General features: G+C 64.8%; 19 protein-coding genes and 1 pseudogene. 12 read left to right on the forward strand and 8 right to left on the reverse strand.

Annotation, left to right across the window (positions count from 1 at the left end):
- Positions 1-59 precede the first annotated feature (59 nt).
- The 3 genes from ABIC25_RS11535 to ABIC25_RS11545 all read left to right on the forward strand — a co-directional run bounded on the left by ABIC25_RS11535 (position 60) and on the right by ABIC25_RS11545 (position 3,731).
- Complete coding sequence (locus tag ABIC25_RS11535) at positions 60-938, forward strand: LysR family transcriptional regulator (protein WP_354561493.1); 879 nt, start codon at positions 60-62, stop codon at positions 936-938.
- Positions 935-1,867: a serine hydrolase gene (locus ABIC25_RS11540; RefSeq protein ID WP_354561494.1), complete on the forward strand. Its 933-nt coding sequence runs from the start codon at positions 935-937 to the stop codon at positions 1,865-1,867. Before ABIC25_RS11535 ends, ABIC25_RS11540 begins: the two co-directional genes overlap by 4 nt.
- 94 nt (positions 1,868-1,961) lie before the next feature.
- Entirely contained in the window at positions 1,962-3,731 is a 1,770-nt protein-coding gene (locus ABIC25_RS11545) for a penicillin-binding transpeptidase domain-containing protein (RefSeq protein ID WP_354561672.1), read from the forward strand.
- A gap of 69 nt (positions 3,732-3,800) precedes the next feature.
- Here ABIC25_RS11545 and ABIC25_RS11550 read toward each other — a convergent pair whose 3' ends face one another.
- Positions 3,801-5,399 (reverse strand): alkaline phosphatase D family protein, encoded by a 1,599-nt coding sequence (locus tag ABIC25_RS11550; RefSeq protein ID WP_354561495.1) that lies wholly within the window; start codon positions 5,397-5,399, stop codon positions 3,801-3,803.
- A 133-nt stretch (positions 5,400-5,532) separates the two neighbouring features.
- On the opposite strand from ABIC25_RS11550, the gene ABIC25_RS11555 reads away from it, so the two are divergent.
- On the forward strand, positions 5,533-5,757 hold the full coding sequence (locus tag ABIC25_RS11555; protein WP_004021534.1) for an amphi-Trp domain-containing protein: 225 nt from the start codon (positions 5,533-5,535) through the stop codon (positions 5,755-5,757).
- A gap of 30 nt (positions 5,758-5,787) precedes the next feature.
- Here the strand turns inward: ABIC25_RS11555 and ABIC25_RS11560 are convergent, their stop codons facing one another.
- Positions 5,788-6,429 (reverse strand): hypothetical protein, encoded by a 642-nt coding sequence (locus ABIC25_RS11560; protein ID WP_354561496.1) that lies wholly within the window; start codon positions 6,427-6,429, stop codon positions 5,788-5,790.
- 344 nt (positions 6,430-6,773) lie between these two features.
- Here ABIC25_RS11560 and ABIC25_RS11565 point away from each other — a divergent pair, with 344 nt between their 5' ends.
- The 3 genes and pseudogenes from ABIC25_RS11565 to ABIC25_RS11575 all read left to right on the forward strand — a co-directional run bounded on the left by ABIC25_RS11565 (position 6,774) and on the right by ABIC25_RS11575 (position 9,118).
- Positions 6,774-7,292, forward strand: coding sequence for an OsmC family protein (locus ABIC25_RS11565; RefSeq protein ID WP_354561498.1), 519 nt, complete (start codon positions 6,774-6,776; stop codon positions 7,290-7,292).
- Positions 7,293-7,538: 246 nt separating this feature from the next.
- Positions 7,539-8,030 (forward strand): 5' nucleotidase, NT5C type, encoded by a 492-nt coding sequence (locus ABIC25_RS11570; protein WP_354561500.1) that lies wholly within the window; start codon positions 7,539-7,541, stop codon positions 8,028-8,030.
- Between the two features lie 9 nt (positions 8,031-8,039).
- A pseudogene (locus tag ABIC25_RS11575) lies at positions 8,040-9,118 on the forward strand (HNH endonuclease).
- Between the two features lie 46 nt (positions 9,119-9,164).
- On the opposite strand, the gene ABIC25_RS11580 reads toward ABIC25_RS11575, so the two are convergent.
- Both ABIC25_RS11580 and ABIC25_RS11585 read right to left on the reverse strand, forming a co-directional pair.
- Entirely contained in the window at positions 9,165-10,838 is a 1,674-nt protein-coding gene (locus tag ABIC25_RS11580; protein WP_354561501.1) for an alpha/beta hydrolase, read from the reverse strand.
- 2 nt (positions 10,839-10,840) lie between these two features.
- Positions 10,841-11,443 carry an LppA family lipoprotein gene (locus tag ABIC25_RS11585; RefSeq protein WP_354561503.1) on the reverse strand — a complete coding sequence of 201 codons (603 nt, stop codon included), beginning with the start codon at positions 11,441-11,443 and terminating at the stop codon, positions 10,841-10,843.
- 139 nt (positions 11,444-11,582) lie between these two features.
- Here ABIC25_RS11585 and ABIC25_RS11590 point away from each other — a divergent pair, with 139 nt between their 5' ends.
- Positions 11,583-11,909: a WXG100 family type VII secretion target gene (locus ABIC25_RS11590; RefSeq protein ID WP_354561505.1), complete on the forward strand. Its 327-nt coding sequence runs from the start codon at positions 11,583-11,585 to the stop codon at positions 11,907-11,909.
- Between the two features lie 39 nt (positions 11,910-11,948).
- Here the strand turns inward: ABIC25_RS11590 and ABIC25_RS11595 are convergent, their stop codons facing one another.
- Both ABIC25_RS11595 and ABIC25_RS11600 read right to left on the reverse strand, forming a co-directional pair.
- A complete protein-coding gene (locus tag ABIC25_RS11595; RefSeq protein ID WP_354561506.1) occupies positions 11,949-12,620 on the reverse strand; it encodes an LppA family lipoprotein in 672 nt (223 codons plus the stop codon).
- Positions 12,617-13,219 (reverse strand): hypothetical protein, encoded by a 603-nt coding sequence (locus ABIC25_RS11600; RefSeq protein ID WP_354561508.1) that lies wholly within the window; start codon positions 13,217-13,219, stop codon positions 12,617-12,619. The genes ABIC25_RS11595 and ABIC25_RS11600 overlap by 4 nt, the downstream gene beginning before the upstream one ends.
- Before the next feature lie 270 nt (positions 13,220-13,489).
- On the opposite strand from ABIC25_RS11600, the gene ABIC25_RS11605 reads away from it, so the two are divergent.
- A complete protein-coding gene (locus tag ABIC25_RS11605; protein WP_354561510.1) occupies positions 13,490-14,215 on the forward strand; it encodes a GNAT family N-acetyltransferase in 726 nt (241 codons plus the stop codon).
- Positions 14,216-14,234: 19 nt separating this feature from the next.
- Here the strand turns inward: ABIC25_RS11605 and ABIC25_RS11610 are convergent, their stop codons facing one another.
- Positions 14,235-15,194 carry a hypothetical protein gene (locus ABIC25_RS11610; RefSeq protein WP_354561511.1) on the reverse strand — a complete coding sequence of 320 codons (960 nt, stop codon included), beginning with the start codon at positions 15,192-15,194 and terminating at the stop codon, positions 14,235-14,237.
- A 97-nt stretch (positions 15,195-15,291) separates the two neighbouring features.
- Here ABIC25_RS11610 and ABIC25_RS11615 point away from each other — a divergent pair, with 97 nt between their 5' ends.
- Positions 15,292-17,043, forward strand: a complete 1,752-nt coding sequence (locus ABIC25_RS11615) for a DUF3556 domain-containing protein (RefSeq protein ID WP_354561513.1) — start codon at positions 15,292-15,294, stop codon at positions 17,041-17,043.
- Positions 17,044-17,059: 16 nt separating this feature from the next.
- Here ABIC25_RS11615 and ABIC25_RS11620 read toward each other — a convergent pair whose 3' ends face one another.
- Complete coding sequence (locus ABIC25_RS11620; RefSeq protein ID WP_239402061.1) at positions 17,060-18,022, reverse strand: DMT family transporter; 963 nt, start codon at positions 18,020-18,022, stop codon at positions 17,060-17,062.
- Between the two features lie 70 nt (positions 18,023-18,092).
- Here ABIC25_RS11620 and ABIC25_RS11625 point away from each other — a divergent pair, with 70 nt between their 5' ends.
- Both ABIC25_RS11625 and ABIC25_RS11630 read left to right on the forward strand, forming a co-directional pair.
- Positions 18,093-18,662, forward strand: a complete 570-nt coding sequence (locus ABIC25_RS11625) for a TetR/AcrR family transcriptional regulator (protein ID WP_239402188.1) — start codon at positions 18,093-18,095, stop codon at positions 18,660-18,662.
- 101 nt (positions 18,663-18,763) lie between these two features.
- Entirely contained in the window at positions 18,764-19,240 is a 477-nt protein-coding gene (locus ABIC25_RS11630; protein ID WP_239402063.1) for a hypothetical protein, read from the forward strand.
- Positions 19,241-19,253: the final 13 nt, after the last annotated feature.

Below are 19,253 nucleotides of genomic sequence, written 5' to 3' on the forward strand. Positions count from 1 at the left end.
GACACTCGTCCACCGCTCGGCCGGCACCATCGCAGGTCGACCATGCCATCCTGGAACGCGTGGATCTGATCAGGCACCTGCGGTTCTTCGTCGCCGTGGCCGAGGAGGGCCATTTCGGCGAGGCTGCGGCCCGCCTGGAGATGACGCAGCCGCCGGTGTCGCAGGGACTGCGGCGTCTGGAAAAGCAGTTGGGTCTGCAGCTCATCCGACGCACCACGCGCGGCGCCGAGCTGACCGACGCCGGCCGCGAACTCCTACCCCGAGCCCGACTGCTCATCGACGACGCCTCGAGGTTCCTCGGCGAAGCCCGTCGACTCCACGAACGAACTGAGGTATTACGTTGGGGTGCTGCATCACTCGTCGGCTCGACGATCACGGCCACTCTGGCACAGCGCATCGCAGGTGTGACATCAGGGCAGGACTCCGTCAGCGCCTCGACAGTGAACCTCATCGAACAGGTCTCGGCAGGTACCATCGACCTCGCCGTCGTCGAAGCACCCTGTGTCACCGGCTCGTTGGGGGTCGGGCCGGTCGTCGTACTCAAGCGTTCGGTGGTGGTGCCTGCAACGCACCCGGTGGCATCTACCGACCGGCCGCGCCTGCGGCAACTGGCCGACTTGCGGTTCTGCCACACGCCGCGATCGTTCAACCCGCCGGCACACGACCAGCTGATCGACCGGCTCCGCGAGTCGGGACTCGACCCGCAGTTGCATCCGGTGACCTCGGCCGATCAGGTGCTGGCGGCGGTCGCCGCCGGGCACGCCTTCGCGCTCACCGCCGATCGTGACGCCCTCGCCGCGGTCGAGGCCGTCGGCTGCGTTCCCATCGGCCGGGACGCCACCGCCCTGCGCCTTCGGGTCGTGTATCGCGAACCCGGCCTCGGCGAGGTGGCCGAAGTCGTCACCGCTGCCCTCTACCGGATCGGCAAGGCCTCGTGAGCGCATCGTCGACCCTGCCCGAGTCCGTCCGTACCGAACTCGATCGGGTTGTCCGCGAGTCTTTCGCCGACGCAGGTTGTTCTGGTTGTGTGCATGTTCGGACGATCGGCCCGACGCCCATCGAGTACTGCCACGACGCCGACACGCCGGTCGTCCTCGCGTCGGTCTACAAATTGGCCGTGCTGATCTCTTTGTGCCGCATGGCAGATCGCGGCGACATCGATCTCTCCGCGTCGGTCACCGTCGATCCCACCCGTTGGGCTCAGGGCCCGACCGGACTCGCGCTCTTCGTGGATCCGGTGACCTTGTCCTGGCGTGACCTCGCAACGTCGATGATGACCGTGTCCGACAATGTCGCCGCCGACGTCATCCTTGCCCAGATCGGATTGCAGCAGGTCCGAGACGATCTCGTCGAACTGGGCCTGACGAACACCCGGATCGTCGGAGGTGTCGCCGAACTGCACGAACGTCTGCAGCGGGAGACCGGCACGAGTACGGTCGCCGAGGCATTCGCCGCACTGGCCGATCCCGATCTCGACGCGTCGGTCAGCGCCTACGACGCCGCCTACTCCAGCTCCGCGACACCGCGCGACTGCACGACCCTGCTCGACGCGGTCTGGACCGATCGCGCAGCGTCCGCACCATCGTGCGAGTTCGTCCGCCAGACGATGAGGAAGCAGGTGTTCACTTCGCGACTCGCGTCGGGGTTTCCGTTCCGACGAGTCAGCGTCGCGGGAAAGACGGGCACGCTCGTCGCCGTCCGCAACGAGGTCGGGGTCGTCGAGTTCCCCGGCGAGCTGCCGGTCGCGATCGCGGTGTTCACGATGAGTGCGAGATCCGAGATGGCCCTACCGGAGGTCGATCGTGCGATCGGGTCGGTCGCGCGCGCCGTCGTCACCGAATTGCGGACGCCCGATGACGGAGGTTGATGGGGCGTCCCAACAGCGGCGATAGCGAATCACTATCGTCCTATCGCGTGCCGAAACTTTGCGTCACGGTGGCCCGATGGGTTGGCTTGCGGACATGCGTCGTTGGTGGGCACTCCTGAGTGCATGTGCGGTGATCGTGGGCACGGTGTCGGGGTGCTTCCTGACCTCGGACTCGCCGGAGGATGCGTTGCGGTCGTTCGCCGCTGCTCTGCAGAAGGGTGATGCCACCGGTGCTGCGGCGCTCACCGACGATCCGGCAGCGGCAGGCGCGGCGATCGCAGCGGTGTTCGACGGCATGGGTCAGACGCCGAAACTCTCGGTGACCGGCAGCCTCGTCGACGACAAGGAGGTCAGCGGTTCGCTCGATCATCGTTGGCAGATCCGGGACCGCAGTGTCGAATATCAGACCTCTGTGACGCTCGTGGAGTCGAATTCGCAGTGGCGGGTCCGGTGGCAGCCGTCGGTGATGCACCGGCAGCTCAGTGCCGGAGAATCGTTCTCCTACAGCGACGATCGCGCATACCGAACCCCGGTGCTCGACTCCAACGGTCGACCCCTCATGACGTGGCAACCCGTGACGCTGGTGAGCCTGTCGCGCGCCCAACTCAATTCGGCAGCCACACTCGCGCGTGCGCTCCGGCCTGTCGAACCCGGGATGACGGCAGCCGGGATCCGCGCGAGCTTCGAGGGCAACGACGCTCCGCAACACACGGTCATCCGACTCCGCGACTCCGACATCGGCCGGGTGAAGCGCGACGTGGCAGCCATCCCCGGCGTCACGCTCACCGAGCAGGGCGCGCTCCTCAGCGCGACGAAAGCTCTCCACTCGCCGGCGATGTCGGGACTCGAGGACATCTGGCGCACGGCGATCGACGCCACGGCCGGGTGGTCGGTTCAGATAGTCGACGCCGAGGGCACTCCCACCCACCTGGTGGATTCGGCTCAGCCCGGTCCGACACCGCCGGTGCGAACCACCATCGACCGGGATATCCAGACCCGGGCTCAGCTCGCCGTCGACGGTGACCGACGCCCAGCCATGATCGTCGCAATCAAGCCCTCGACCGGGGGCATCGTCGCCGTCGCACAAAACGGCGCCGCCGACAAGTCGGGGTCGGTGTCGCTGTCCGGCCTTTATCCACCGGGTTCGACCTTCAAGACCATCACGACCGCCGCTGCGCTCGATGCCGATGCGGTGCAGGTCGGTTCGCAGGTCCGCTGCCCCGGTCGCGCCACCATCGAGGGGCGGACCATCCCGAATGAGGATGACTTCGACCTGGGGACCGTGCCACTGCCCACCGCGTTCGCACGGTCGTGCAACACGACGATGGGCGCACTCGCGAACAAGCTCTCCGACGACGCCCTGACCACGATGGCGCGCCGCTTCGGCATCGGCGCGGATTACACCATTCCGGGCCTGACGACTGTGACCGGCTCGGTACCCAGAGCCGACTCCCCCGCGCTACGTGTCGAGAACGGCATCGGTCAGGGCACGGTGACCGTGAGCCCCTTCGGCCTTGCGCTCGCCGAGGCTAGTCTCGCGCGCGGCGAAACCGTCGTCCCCAGCTTGGTTCAGGGTCAGCGAACGACGGGAGACATCGAACCGCAACAGATCTCGGACGATGTCACTCGTGCACTTCGGGGCATGATGCGTGACACGGTCATTAGCGGTACGGCCACCGCACTCCGGGACATTCCCGGCTTGGGCGGCAAGACCGGCACCGCCGAGTACGGTAACAACAAGAACCCGCATGGCTGGTTCGCCGGGATCGTCGGGGACCTGGCGTTCGCAACCTTGGTCGTGGGCGGCGGGTCGTCGGCCCCCGCCGTCGACGTGACCGGTGAGTTCCTGCGGCCGTTGAGCTAGTGAGCGCTCCCGAGAGTGCGGAACAGGCACCGGATTCCGGGACGAATCCCGCACTCTGTCAACGGGTCGTCACGACGCCGGCTCGAGGTCCTTTCGGTACAGGTCCTTTCCCGATGCGTCGACCAGAGTCACACTCAGCACCTTGGTCCTGCCGTCGATCGTGACCTCGCCGAAGTGCTGGAATCCCTCGGCCGGCGACACATTCGACTCCGTCGGCGCGTGAACGAACTCGTACTCGGCGCCGAATGTACGGTCCAGCGGACTCTCGGGGAACGCTCCGGCGTGCAGTGGTCCGGCCACGAACTCCCAGAACGGCGAGAAGTCCTGGAAGCCCGCGCGGTCGGGCTCGTAGGAGATCGCGGCGGCGTAGTGGACATCGGCGGTGAGGAACACCATGTTCTGAACGTCCCTCGTCTGAGAAAGGATGCGAGAGAACGCGATCTCTCGACCGAGCGGGCCACCGTCATCCCCCTGCGCGACTGCTTCCATCGCCTTCGGGCCATGGGCCGGTGTCGTGTTCTTGTCCTCCACGACGATGCTCAGCGGCAGGTCGTTGGCGACGATCTTCCACGTGGCCCGCGAACCCCGGAGTCCGTCGATGAGCCACTGCGTCTGCTCGGAACCGAGAAGACCGTCGGCGTTGTCTTTCGACCAGGCATCGGGATTCGGGTCCTTGTGGCTGCGCATGTCGAGGAGGAAGACGTCCAGCAGCGGGCCGTACGAGACCTTGCGATACACACGACCAGCGGAGCCGATCTCGACGGGTTGCCATTCCTGCCAGGCCTGACGTCCATTGCGCGCCAACACATCGACGCTCATCTCGGTGTAACCCTCGCGCCCCTGCCCCGCGAGGCTCTCGCCCGGGAACCAATTGTTGACGACCTCGTGATCGTCCCACTGCACCAGCTGCGGGACAGACCCGACGAAGCGTCGAAAATGATGGTCCGTCAGGTTGTATGCGTAGTTCCCGCGGAACTGGTCGACGGTCTGCGCCACCTGTTCCTTCGCCGGGCTGGTGATACTGCGGTAGACCTTGCCGTCATTTTGCTCTTGCGTCGGTTCGACGGGGTTGTCGGCGTAGATGGCGTCGCCGGAGTGGACGAAGAACTGCGGATCGCGATCGGCCATGGTGCCGAAGATGGTCATCCCGCCCATGTCGGGGTTGATTCCCCACCCCTGACCGACCACGTCGCCGGACCATTGGAACCTGATGTCCCTCTCTCGCACCGGAGCGGTGGTGAAGACGCCGGTCACCGGTTCGGACAGCGCCCCGTCCTCACTTTCGAGAGTGACGCGGTAGTGCACGGTCTGCCCGGGTTCCAGACCGGCCACCCGCAGTCGGCCGGTCCCATCGCCGGCGGGAGTGAGCATCGGTCCACGGAGTTTCCGTGCATTGCTGAAGGTTTCGCTCGACGCCGTCTCGACGATCATGGTCGCCGGACGGTCCGACCGCGCCCACACGAGCGCCCCTCCGCTGGTGACCTCCCCGGAGGCCACTCCATGAGTGAGAACGGGGCGATTCCGGACCAGGCTCGGCGCCGCCGAACCAGTATTCGACGACCCACAGGCCGCCATCGCCGATCCGACCGGGACGAGCAGCGCGCCTGCAGCGGCGGTGCGCAGAATCGTGCGTCGTGACGGGGTGCCGACTCGTTCGGGTTGGGTCATGATCCTCAGGGTCGCGCAGCACTTTCAATGGATCGTGAAGCACGGGTGACCAGAAGGTGTCCGTGTCACGGGTCGGCGTTTCTCGGCACGCATGTCGCTTGACCGGACCCATCCGGTCCGTTCAGATGGACTGATGAGCGACGAACTGTTCGAGCACAAGACCAAGACGGAACTGACTCGCGAGGAGGCGGCGAAGAAGATTCACGAACTCGCGGACGCCATCGCGCGACACAACGAAGTGTCCTTCGTGGAGAACAACAAGACCGTCCGCGTGGACATCCCGGCCAGGGTCCAGTTGAAGATCGAGATCGAGCGGGGCGAGGACGAATCCGAGCTGGAGATCGAAATCACCTGGTAGACAGGCGATATTCTCAGTCGGCGGGCCGTGTCAGACGCCGCGCTGCGTCAGCACCCCGGTCCCGTCCCGTGCCGCATCCGAGCGAACCACACGCGTCAGCCGCCAAGCGGCGAGCGCGAAAGCTGCCTGGCCGACCGCGTTGATCGACTGCTCGAGCCACTGCAGCGACAGCGTCTGTTCTCGACCCGCCAGCGGGCCCAGCGTGTAAGCCGCCACCAGGCACACGGCGAGCAGCGCCACCGTCGTGACGTCACGGACCTTCCACGCATCGCGAGCGAGGGCGGCGTAGAGCGCTGTCGATCCGAGTATCACCGCGATCAGGTACCAGCCCGCGATCGCCGGTACCGCCACACCAACAGCCGCCACACCCATGAGAAGGAGAGCGACCGCGAGGTTGCGGACTCCCCACGCAGCTGCCGCGAGCAGCAGAAACCCGCATCCCATGAGTGGAAACAACCCATCCGCCAGCCTGGGGATATCAGCAACGTCGGAGGCAGCCAGGAGCTTCCAGGTAGCTTTCGCGAATCCACCGGCAAAGATCAGGGTCGCGCCGACATACGCAGGGAGCCAGCCGATTCGGCGAGCGACGATGAATGCCCCAAGAGCACCGAAGACCACCGGCACGAAGTCGAACAGCGCCAGTGGAATCGAGACCTGTTCCGCAGGTGTCACACTCGCCCCTCAGTCCTCGGCGAGTGGCGGCACGCGCTAGGCACCTCGACATTGTTCAGCATGCTGAACAATGTAGCGGGTTCGGTGCGCTCATGCCACCACCCAGCCGCTGTTCGCCCCCACTCCCAGACTTCAACTCGACTGACAGACTTCGATCGAGGTCTGTCAGTCGAGTTGAAGTCTGGCAGTCAGGGCCGACAGCGCTACGAATCACGATCTGCGGACGCGCAGGATGCGCTCCCGTGCGACAACAGTGAAGGCTTCCGCCCAGCCTGACGCAGAACCTCGCCGGTCACCGCGTCGCCCGCTAGCTTCGTCGGCAACCAGACCGTCGAAGGAGCACCATGACCGAGACCGCCACCCGCCTCAATGACGTGGACATCGCCGCCGTCGGCCAACTGGTCGAAGCGATCCAGGGCGACGCCACCAAGGCTCAGACGACGTGGGCCGCGCACGTCCAGTGGAACGGTTCGTTCGCATCGGCGGCCCGGATTCGCAACTTCTCGCCGATCGCATCCGACGAGCCCGCCGCGCTCGGGGGCGGCGACACGGCGCCCAACCCCGTCGAGCAACTACTCGGTGCGTTGGGCAACTGCCTGGCCGTCGGTTACGCCGCGAACGCCACGACGGCGGGCATCGAACTCAAGGATCTGCGAATCGATCTGAAAGGCGACCTCGACCTCCACGTCTTCCTCGGCCTGGCGGAGGGCCATGCGGGGTTCGAGTCCATCACCGCGACAGTCACCATAGACTCCGACGCCCCGCGCGAGAAGCTCGACGAACTGCACGCCAAAGTCCAGGCGAGCTCACCGGTCGGGCACACCCTCGGCAACTCCGTTCCTGTGGAGATCGTCTTGAACTGAGTTCTACGGAGTTCTCGGACTCGGCGACCTGCTGGTCGAGATCCGAAAGAGGCTGGGCGGGGTGCATCACATGCACCCGCCCAGCCTTGTGCGGTGCCGACGCGAAACGGTCAAACTGTCATACCCCCGTCCTACTCTGTGAGTGTCAGGTGTTCGAGACCCTTTTCGACCGTGGTCACGGCCCGAACGTTGTCGGAGGAATGAGCCATCGTCACAACTGATCCAGCGCAGAGGGAGTCACACATCATGACAGAGGCGCCGGTGGTTACCACCAAGAAGATTCTTTACATCGACATGGACAACACGCTCGTCGATTTCCAGTCCGGCATAGACAAGCTCAGCGCAGCTGAGCACACACGATTCGAGGGCCGACTCGACGACGTTCCCGGGATCTTCTCTCTGATGGACCCCATGCCCGGCGCCATCGAAGCCTTCGACGACCTGTCGCGACTATTCGACACCTACATCCTGTCCACCGCCCCCTGGGACAATCCCCTCGCCTGGACCGAGAAGCTGCTGTGGGTGAAAATGCACTTCGGTCGCGAGAAGGACTCCCGCGCCCACAAGCGACTGATCCTCTCGCACCACAAGAACCTCAATCGAGGCGACTTCATCATCGACGATCGCACCGCCCGCGGCGTCGAAGATTTCCAAGGGACCCACATTCATTTCGGCCGGCCAAAATTCGAGAACTGGGCGAAAGTCGTCGAACACATGCGGCCACTGGCGGAGTCGTAAGCTCTTTGGGTGTCCGTCCCCGCTGATCCCTTGGCTCTCGGCCAGAAGCTCGTCGCCATTCTCGAGAGCGGAAGGCGCACAGCAACATATAAACTCGCAGTACTCGTGGCGCTGCTCGACCTCGCCGTCGAGTCCGTTCCCGAGAACACCGAGGCGCCGGTGGACATCGACCTGGATGAACTCACGAGCCGAGTGATCGAACTGTACTGGCGTCAGTTGCGACCCCTCGACGGTAACCAGTTGCGTCAATCCAGCGATGGCCGAGGGGTCGTCTTCGACGCGGTCGCCGTCTTGCGGTCCCAGACGACCGGGCCACGCCAGGGCACAGCCGAACTCTTCGCTTCGCGTAAGTCGGACGCGTACTTGATCGCCCATGCCAGTGTGAAGCGAACCCTCGTCCGCTATCCACTGAAACTGTTGCAGAACCTGACATCTGGCGATACCAATGAACGCTTCCTGTATGACGACTCATGGATGGGACCGACTCGCGAAGAGCGGTCATCGATCACGGGAACAGGCTCACGCTGTTCCCCGGTGTCTGTCTCTCCCTTGCGCGCCTTGCGCCCTTGCTCAAACCGGCTTTTCAACTCGCCTGGGTGGATGACGTGCGTCGAATGAACAAGGCCATCCTCGACGACGGTCCGGACCTGGTCGGCCACCTCTTCGGTACCGACCGAGTATCCCTGCAGCGAGCAGGAGAAGCTCTGGTCGACAGGTTCGGCCCGTCGTGCTTCTACTGCGGGACAACGACAACACGCCTTCGGCACGTAGATCACGTCTTACCGTGGTCACGCCTGGGCATCGACGGACTGGCCAATCTCGTGACCGCCTGTCAAGGTTGCAACATCAACAAGTCCGACCGCTTGCCCGCGCCGGTCCACGTGCAACGCGCGCTAGACCGTGGACGTGCGACACTCGACGGGATCGCCGCCGAGATCAACTGGTCGAGCCAGTACGACCGCGTCGTCGCGGCACGCCGTGGGCTGTACGTCACGCAACCAGTCAGTACTCCGGTCTGGTTGGGCCGCAACAACATCACGACACTCTCCCGCACTGACATCAACTGGCGTCGACCGGAGACCAGCTGAATCGACTGCGTGCAGATGATCGACCTCCGGCGCCCCAGGGCCGCGCTCACTCCGGGGACAAACCGGCCAGAATTCGAGCCATCAGGTAACCGGACACCCGCAACTCACCGTTCTGTCCGTTCCGGGGATAGTCGGAGTGGATGTACGCACCCTCGCGTTCGACGCCGTCGGCGGTGGTCCGGCTGTTCACATCAAGGTGCTCGAGTTTTGTCTCTACCGGCGCCGGGCCGTTCGGTCCGCCGCCGACATGCTCGATGAAGTCGCTCGTGCCCATCATCACGTAACCGTGCCCGTCCTTGAGACCGAGTTCGGGCTCGTCGTTGGCCTCGAACCCAGGAGATCCGTAGAAAACGGCCTCATCGACTGGGTGGCCACCGGGGTCCTGTAGTGCAAGTCCCTGTGTCAGCGACCCGTAGGAATGACCCAACGCGACGATATGCGGATCATCTTTGGTCGATGTGGCGTCGATCGCCCGGTAGAAGTTCGCGAGGTCGCTCGCACCATCGCTGGCACGGTCCTGTTGTGCAACTTCGAGATAGGGGATACCAGGAAAGCGGCTGCTGTCGTTGTCTGGCGGCTCGAAATCGAGCCAGGAGATTGTCGAGACCTTCTCATGGCCACGGCCTGCGTCTTCCAGCCCCTCGATCGTCTGCCGACGGAGTGCTGCAGACTCGTCGAGCATGGAACCAAAACTGTTACGAATGTTGGTATCCAGGCCGGGCGTCGTCACCGACACGTGGTCGGCATCATCCGGATTTCCCAGCGCTATTGCAGCCTTACCTTGTTCGCCTGAGAACATGTCCAGCACCAAGAGCATTCGCCCGTCTGGGTTGCTCACGGAATCCCATTCGCCATGGCCGATCAGCTCTTGGAGCTTCATGACGTCGTCGATCTTCTTTTCGACCTGCTCGAGCTCCGCATCCTCGTTGCTGAACAGACCCCACAACTTGATCTGCTTCTTCAGCTGATCACGACGGTCCTCGAGTTGCTTGAGCACCGGACCTAGTTGGGCCATATTCGCCTCGTGTCGGACTGCCGAGGGGATGCCATCGACATTTCCCAACAACTCGGGGCGATCGTGCAACAGTTCCTGCTGCTGCTCGGGAGATAATGCGTCCCAGTAAGCCTTCACCTCGTGCGGAGTCTTGTCCTTGGGTGGTTCGAGCGCGGTCAGTCCGCCCTGGTCAGCGCCGGCCTTGATCGCTTCGTCTACTGAGGCCGCTCCGTGCGCGGAGATCGTGCCGTCCCGGATCGCATCGAACACCTTGGCGGCGTCACCATCGATGTCGGACGCCTGCGTGATCAGCGCTTTTGCCGCTGTCTCCAGGGACTTGCGCAGACCTTCGCGGGCCTCGTCATCGTCGTGCTCTGGCGTCGGCGCCGCGGTGACGGACCCGTCGTTATGGATGGTCATCCGGGCACCCGCGGCTTGGGCGCGAAGGCCGGCCAACCGACCTTTCAGGTGATTGACCGCCGAGGATGTCTCGACCGCGAGCTGACGCGCCGCGCCCAGGACGGCCGCCTCGTCGCGGAGGTCGTCCGCGGTCAGGGTGTAGAGCTGGCGAGCGGAGTCTGCTCCCTCGCCATACCAGCCCGGCAACCGGCTCACTGTTCGGAGGGCTTCGTCAACCTCTGAAACCGTGGTCACCCGCTTACCGAGTGAGTCGGCCATCGTGTCCAGCGCGCCCGTGTCCCACGCGTCTATGGTGGCCAGATCCATTACTACCAGCCCTCACCTGCGGGTGACGCGTCCGTCGGCCCACTGGGTGGGGTCGGTACCGCCGGCCCATCAGGGAGCCGGCACGGCGTGCGGATCGACAACACCGCAGCCTTGAACGATGACAGATTTATCGTGGCGTTCCGTGAGTTGGAGAAGCGGATTTCTCGGTCACCCGGCACGCTGTTGATTGCCGACTCATAGTCAATCCCGCGGTCGCCGGCAGCGTTCCGAACAATCGCCACAGCTTTCAGCCACGCCTCCTCACCGATGGGCACGTCGGACACCCACATGGCGAGGTCTACGCTCATCCCGTCGGTGTCCAACCACTCCCCCGAACACGACCGACGGTCGTCCGGATAGTGATCGCCAGGCTCCATCGTCGACTCGAATCGCGTCCCCGGCGCGATCGCCTCGATCTGCTCAACCAGCGACGCCCGCATCTCGCGGTACTCACCAAGAGTCGCCTCCAAACTCGGCAACTCACGAAGCTCCTTGTTCAACTCAGCAAGCCGCTCCGCCGACACCTCCTCGGTCGGACCGAACGTGGCCTGGTTCACCGCCGAACACCCCGAGACGAGCACACCGACCAGCAACAGCGCACTCACCAAACGTCCACGCATCAACAGGCCCCCTGACCCTGTCCGACGAGGCACACCTCCGCCTCCGACACCGATTCAACGCAGCAGACTCGGGTAGAGTTCACCGCACTGCAGAGAATGTACATGCTGGCGACGGGGGTGTCGGATGTCTACCAACCGGGTCGAGGTCGATCCAGAAGCTCTCTGGTCGGCAGCTCGCACGATCTCGACCACCGGCGACGTGGCCAACACCCAACTGCAGAGCAGAGACACCGAGATGACCGGATGCCGCGCCGGATGGGCGACACGTGCATCTCACGGTTTCGACGAGTTCATGGACCGTTCCGAACGCTTCACCAGGAACTTGTCACACAAACTGGCCGACATCGAGCAGGCTACTCGGGCGGCCGCCGCCCACTACGAACGCACCGACAGCACGTCCGGCCAGCGGATCGCCAAGTCGACCGGTTCCCCACGACTGCTAGATCTCTGACCCGCGAGCCATTCGTCGCCACAGCCAGACCCACCACCGTCAGCTCTCACCCACGACAGGAGAACGAGGCTGCGCGGCCGGCGGTGTCGACACTGCCGGCCCCTCCGGGAGTCGGCACGGCGTACGGATCGACAACACCGCTGCCTTGTACGACATGAGCTTCAGCGAGGCGTTCTCTGAGTTGGTGAACCGAATCTCCCGGTTACCCGGCGAGTTCTTGAACGACGACTCGTGCGTTATGTCGAGATCACGAGCGGCCACACGGATGATAGACAGAGCTCTTGGCCAGGACTCCTCACTGATCGGCACACTAGAGACCTGCGAATCGAGATATTCACTCAAACCATCGGTCTCAACCCACTCGCCAGAGCACCCCTCACGATCATCCGGATAGTGATCGCCAGGCTCCATCGTCGACTCGAACCGCACCCCCGGCGCGATCGCCTCGATCTGCTCGACCAGCGACGCCCGCACCCCGCGATACTCCTCAAGAGTCGCCTCCAAACTCGGCAACTCACGAAGCTCCTTGTTCAACTCAGCAAGCCGCTCCGCCGACACCTCCTCGGTCGGACCGAACGTCGCCTGATTGACCGTCGAACACCCCGAGACAAGCACACCGACCACCAACAGCGCACCCAAACGTCCACCCATCATCGAGCCCCTTACCCTCGACGGCACCTCACCGACATGGACTTCGATACGAATGATCAACCACGCGCATCCGAGAGACACAGCAACCGGTAATGCGCCTCATGCTTCCCGTCCACCACTCCCTCGGCCCCGTAGTAGAACATCAGCGTCGAATCAGCGGCTCCCGCGTTGATGCAATCCCGCTTGGCGTCGGGATGATTCTGTGGCAACGGGTGGTCGACTCGCGCGTCGACCTTCCTCGCCCCGCTCTCGGTGCACGCCACCCGGCGTGGCCGCTGCGGCGGCACCTCGGACGAGATGCACTCGCCCCGTTGCACATTGTTGATGGACTTCGAGGGATCGATGTCTTTCGGTCCCACACAGAGGGCCACGCGGTCCGGCGACGTCAGGGTCACCGCACGCTCGACTCCGTCCACCTGGACACATCGAGCGAGCTCCGTCAGCTCGACCACCGCGTAGACCTTGTCCACCGCACGCTGCGACGAGCACGGGACGCGGTCGAACACTATCCCCGCCGCGTTCCACACCACACAGTCGCCCACTGCGAACATTCGTTGCCTGTCCGCCCCGCTCTGCCCGTCACGGAACGCCGTCATGAGCCCGACGGCAAGAACGACCACACCGAGGACGATTCCACCACCGATCAGCAGCGCGACCATGCATCCGCTCCCCTGCTTCCGTGGCGGCGGAGTACGGTTCACCGGGACGCCGAAGGCGGGATGCGGACCGGGATGCTGGGTGGGCCAGGGAGTTCCGGGATTCGGGCGGTGAGAGTATCCCGGCGGATAGCGCGAATTCACACGGCGGACAGTAACAGCGCGGGCCGATCACGTTCCCGAATACATCCACAGGCTTCAACACCCACGTGCAATCCCGCACCCCGACGTGCCACCACCGATGTTCGCACCGTGTGGGCGTATCGTCACCGTGTGACCGACCGCATCATCGACGAACGGGTACCCGAACACGGAAGCACCGGTCACGCCTTGCTCGACAATCCGGCTCTCGCCGCGCTCACCGGTCCGCACGCCCACTTCGCACAGCGCCATGGTTCGGCTCTGCGGTATCACCCCGACGTCTGCCCCATGGCAGCTCTCCCCGACTCTCCCACCGCGCAGGACTGGTCGGACGCCGCCGAACTCGTCGGTCGGGGTGGTTCCCTGTTCTTGCCGGTGGTCACCAATCGTCCACCCACCGAATGGGATACGACGATGGACCTACCCGGAGTACAGATGATCGATGCAGGCGTCGACACGCGGCGAGACGACGAGGCCGTGCCCCTGACACCTGCGGATGTGCCGGAGATGACCGATCTGGTCGAACGGACCCGCCCCGGCCCGTTCCGTCCTCGCACCATCGAGATGGGCACCTATCTCGGGATTCGACGCAACGGCCGTCTCATCGCGATCGGCGGCGAACGGCTGAGGCTTCCGGGGTACACCGAGATCAGCGCCGTGTGCACCGACCCGGAGTTTCGCGGTCTCGGGCTGGCCTCACGACTCGTACTCGATCTGGCAGACCGTATCCGGGACCGAGGCGACACCCCGATTCTTCATGCCGATGCCCGCAATGTCAGCGCGATCCGGCTATACGAGCAACTGGGTTTCGTCGTCCGCCGGGAGGTCTTGTTCCAGATCGTCACCGCCCCGCGATGAGCACACCGACCGGTCTCGGTCAGTTGCGCTTCAACGACTTCGCCAGCGGCGCAATATCATCGAGGTAGATCGAGGCCAGCACATCCGATTCGTCGGCCATGTGCCGTACCCGGTCGGCCTCCGCCCGATCCCATTCGGTGGCGACGACATGCTCGAAATCGTTGATTCCGCCGACACGGTCGAGCCACGCCTGCTTCTCCTGCCGATGCTGGATCTGCGCAACGATCTGCTCGTAACCGGCGAACGCCTCCAGGCGCCGGACCAGTTCGTCGAGGCGGCCCGACAGCAGGAGTGACTTCTCGGCAAAAGTGGAGACCACTTCCGGGTCCGCGGCCAGGTGCCCCGCCGGCGCGGCGCCGAGAATGGCGAACTGGTCGCGAAGGCCGACGGCCGCGTTCGCGATTGCGGTGACCTCACCGCTCAGGTCGACGCGCACCGAGTGGCGATCGAAGAAGTCGAGGCGCCACGCGGGGAGACCGTCGATGCGTTCGGCAACCGACGCGGTCGTCCATGCGATCTGACCTATCGGGTCGGACGAGAAGCCGTCGAGTTCGTCCACGGCTCGTCTGTACCCCTGAGCCCGACCTCCCGCATCGTCGGGCCCATCGTCGAACCCCTCGAGCGATCGACCACACCAGATGTTCAGGGCTCGGAAGATGAACCCGCCGGGATCGCCCTCCCCGCCGTCGGAGGGATCGACGTCCAGGCGCTGTCGAATCGACTCGCATGACTCCCACCGCCGGGCCTGCGCCACCCGAAGCGTGTCGGCGAGTTCGGCCAACGGGTCCGCCGAGGATTCCTCGGGTGCGCGCGTCGGGAGTGGGCCGCCTGCCTTCGACCGTGTGGCCGCCCTCCGGCTGCGGATGTCGTCACGCATGCCGGTGAACATCGCCGAGAACGCGCCGATCGCCATGCCCAGCAGCACGACGAGGGCCGCCGCCATGACCACCACGAAGACGGCAATCACGACGTACATCATCCATTCAGTAGACCACGGTTCACACCCCAACGGTCGCTGTCGCCCAGACAACCGAACCGGCACCAAGCAAGCACTTGGTTTGCTAGGTTCTCCGACGATGGGATTCCTGAAACAGACAACCCCGGAGATCGACTTCCCGACGTGGAGCCGGGGCTCTCGCGCGGAAAAGATCAAGCCGATGGCCCGGCACTGGGCCGAAGTCGGGTTCGGCACGCCGGTGGCCCTACACCTGTTCTATGTGGGCAAGATCCTCGCCTACATCCTCATCGGCTGGGTCATCGTGATCAGCACCCCCGGCGTCGACGGCTTCTTCGACGTCACGACTTGGTACAACGAGCCGATCGTCTTCCAGAAGATCGTGCTCTACACCATGTTGTTCGAGGTCGTGGGCCTCGGATGTGGGTTCGGTCCGCTGAACAACCGGTTCTTCCCACCGCTGGGTTCGATCCTCTACTGGTTGCGCCCGAAGACCATCCGTCAACCACCGTGGCCGCGAATCCCGTTGACCGCAGGAGACTCTCGTGGTCCGGTCGATGTCGTCCTCTACGGCGCGCTGCTCGTCGTCCTCGTCATCGCGCTGTTCAGCCCGGGTTCCGGCGCGAACCCGGAATTGGACACGACCGTCGGTGTCCTCCCCAGCTGGCAGATCTGGGCCGTGCTGGGCTTGCTCGCTGCTATCGGTCTGCGCGACAAGACCGTGTTCCTCGCGGCGCGCGGCGAGGTCTACGGCGCGTTCACGGTCGCGTTCCTCTTCAGCGGTGTCGACATGATCATCGCCGCGAAGCTGGTATTCCTCTGCATCTGGCTCGGGGCGGCGACGTCGAAGCTGAACAAACACTTCCCCTTCGTCATCGCGACGATGATGTCCAACAACCCGATCTGGCGGTCGCCGAAGATCAAGCGCAAGTTCTTCGAGAACTTCCCCGATGACCTGAGGCCAGGGCGTCGTTCGCGGTGGATCGCCCACTTCTCGACTGCGATCGAGGGCCTCGTCCCGCTTGTCCTGTTCTTCTCGCACGGCGGATGGGTGACCGCGATCGCGGCGACCATCATGCTCGTCTTCCACTTCGGCATCCTGTCGTCGATCCCGATGGGCGTTCCGTTGGAATGGAACGTCTTCATGATGTTCGGGATCGTGGCGATCTTCCTCGGTCACCCCGGCATCGGACTGACCGATCTCCAATCGCCCTGGCCGATACTGCTCTTCGCAGTCTCCGCAGGCACTGTCGTCGTCGGGAATCTGATGCCGCGCAAGGTCTCGTTCCTGCCGGGAATGCGGTACTACGCCGGCAACTGGGACACCGGCCTGTGGTGCATCAAACCGTCGGCGTCGGCGAAGATCGAGCAGGGCATCGTCGCCATCGCGTCCATGCCGGCCGCACAACTCGAACGCTTCTACGGCAGCCCGGAAGCAGCCCAGATCCCGCTCTACATGGGATATGCGTTCCGTTCGTTCAACAGTCACGGTCGGGCGCTGTTCACGCTGGCGCACCGAGCGATGCACCCGACGCCCGAAGAGCAGTACGTCCTCACCGACGGCGAACGCATCTGCAGCACGGCGATGGGGTGGAATTTCGGGGACGGGCATCTCTCGAACGAGCAACTCATCGAATCCCTGCAGCGACGTTGCCATTTCGAGCCCGGTGAAGTTCGGATCGTGCTGCTCGACGCGCAACCCATTCACCGTCAGACGCAGGAGTACCGTCTCGTCGACCCGGCGATCGGCGAGTTCGAGCGCGGGTACGTGCGTGTCGCCGACCTCGTCACCCGCCAACCGTGGGACGACCAGGTCCCGGTCACGGTGACCTGGCGCGCCGACGGGGACCGCACGGACGAACCCGCCGGGTGAGGTGCAACGCCCGACCTCAGGGAGCAGCGGTTGCCGTACGCGCTTCGGCCTCTCCCCGATCACGTGCCTCGGGCGGCGGTGCCGCACGATTCACCACCCAGGTGGCGCCGCATGCCATCACGAGCCCGAGAGCCGTTGCCCAGCCGAAGGGTTCGCCGTACATCGCGGTGCCCCAGACAGCGGTGACAGGCGGCATGAGGAACATGAGCGTGTTCACCGATGTGACGCCGGATCGTCGTAGGAGCACCCAGTACAACCCGTAGCCGCCGAAGGTGGACAGCACCGTCAGCCAGACGATGGCCAACCAGAAGGCGCCGTCTGCCGGCGGCATCGCCACGCCCGCGAGAAGCCCTGCCACGGTGAAGATCACCGCGGACGCTCCGCAGTGGATCGCCAAGACGACGACAGGCGAGGGTGAGTCGTCGACGCGCCGCTCGAGGAAGGTGGCCGCGACGAGGGCGGCCATCCCCAGCAGCGGAACCAGGTATGCCCACCAGGGCGCACCTGCCGACGATGCCGCGTCCGACCAGGTGACCACGACGACGCCGGCCGCTCCCACGAGCAGTCCCCACCACTGGCGTCGATGGGTGACCGCCCCGAGCAACGGCCCAGCCATCGCGGCGACGACGAGCGGCTGGACGCCGTCGATCAGTGCCGTCGTGCCGGTGCTGACGCCCAGCGCGATCGCCCAGTACACGGTGACGGTGTAACCCGCTTGCGAGAGGGCCCCGATCACGAGCTGAGAACCGAGCCACCTCGCCGACATAGTCGCCAGACCACGCCGCCGCCACAGGACGTACACGACACCCCCGAGCACGACCGCCACAACCAGGAAGCGCCACATGAGCACGGTGAGCACCGATGCCGCCCCGGCGCCGAGTTTCGCTCCGATGAATCCAGACGACCAGCAGATGACGAACACCGCCGACATCGCAAACGTCGCCCAACGCGCGGGTATACCGATCTGTGAAGTCTGCATGTTCGCCGACCTTACCGATCGGTGTAGTCTTTGTCATGTGCCCACTCATCACGAGGCCGCACCGGCGACCGTGGACTGGACGCCGAAGGCCCGCCTCATCCTGGACGCGGCCTCCGCGCTGTTCTACGAGCGCGGAATCCATGCGGTCGGCGTCGACTCCATCGCGGAGGCGGCAGGCGTCACCAAGCGCACGCTCTACGACCGTTTCGGCTCCAAGGAACAGTTGGTGGTCGAGTACCTACGTGCCCGCAACGCCACCTGGCAGGAATTCCTCCGCTCCCGGCTCGACGCGGCCGACGCGACTCCGGGCGCGCAACTCTCCGCGGTCTTCGACGCCACGCGGGACTGGTCGGCCGACCGAGGCCACAAGGGGTGCGCGATGATCAACGCGCACGCCGAGATCAGCGATCCCGACCATCCGGCCTATCCGATCATCGTCGGGCAGAAGTACGAGCTACGGGATCTGCTCCGCTCGATCGCGGCGGATGCCGGTGTCTCCGACGGGAACACACTGGCGCAACGGTTGTTCATCTTGCACGAGGGCGCGCTGGTGACCGCCGGCATGGGCGTCGAACCCGATGCACTCGACGCCGCTCGGGACGTCGCGCTCGAGATGCTCGCGTCGCAGCAGCCGAATTGACGAACTCTTAGCGCCAGGATCTGTTCCCCGACACCGTTTCACGGAGTAGATCTGATCCGGTGACCTTGTTCGACATGCTGCCCTCACTGAAAGGTGTCACCGTGACCAGAACGTTCGAGACGACAACGTGGGGAACAACGCTGCACGCGTCGGGCACGGATGTCGTCGCCGGCGATCTCTCGCTCCGCGCAGAATCCCTGCACCGCAAGATCGCGTTCTACCTCGACACCGAGGGCCAACCGGTCTGCCAGTCCCTGTGCCCGACCTCGGTGTGGTTCCCCACCCTTGTCACCCGGATCACGTCCGCGGTTGCCGCACACGGTCGCGTCGTCGTCCAGGTCGACGCCGCTCTCCCCCTGCACTCCGCGGTGCTCGACGTCGCTTTCCCCGGCACGCACCTCGCGGGCGCCACCATGGCCGACCTCACCGTGGTCGACCTTTCCCGCCATCGTCGCACCCTGCACGCCGAGGTTCCCGCGCATCTCACGGTCACCGGCACCATCGCCCTGGCGCTGTCACCGGTGGTCGCGCCGCGGACATCGGCCTCGAGAAGCGTCGCCCGGACCGTCACCGCCTGACCCGATCGAATCC

Origin of the sequence: Gordonia sp. PvP123 (genome assembly GCF_040547295.1) — a bacterium.
GTDB lineage: Bacteria > Actinomycetota > Actinomycetes > Mycobacteriales > Mycobacteriaceae > Gordonia > Gordonia terrae.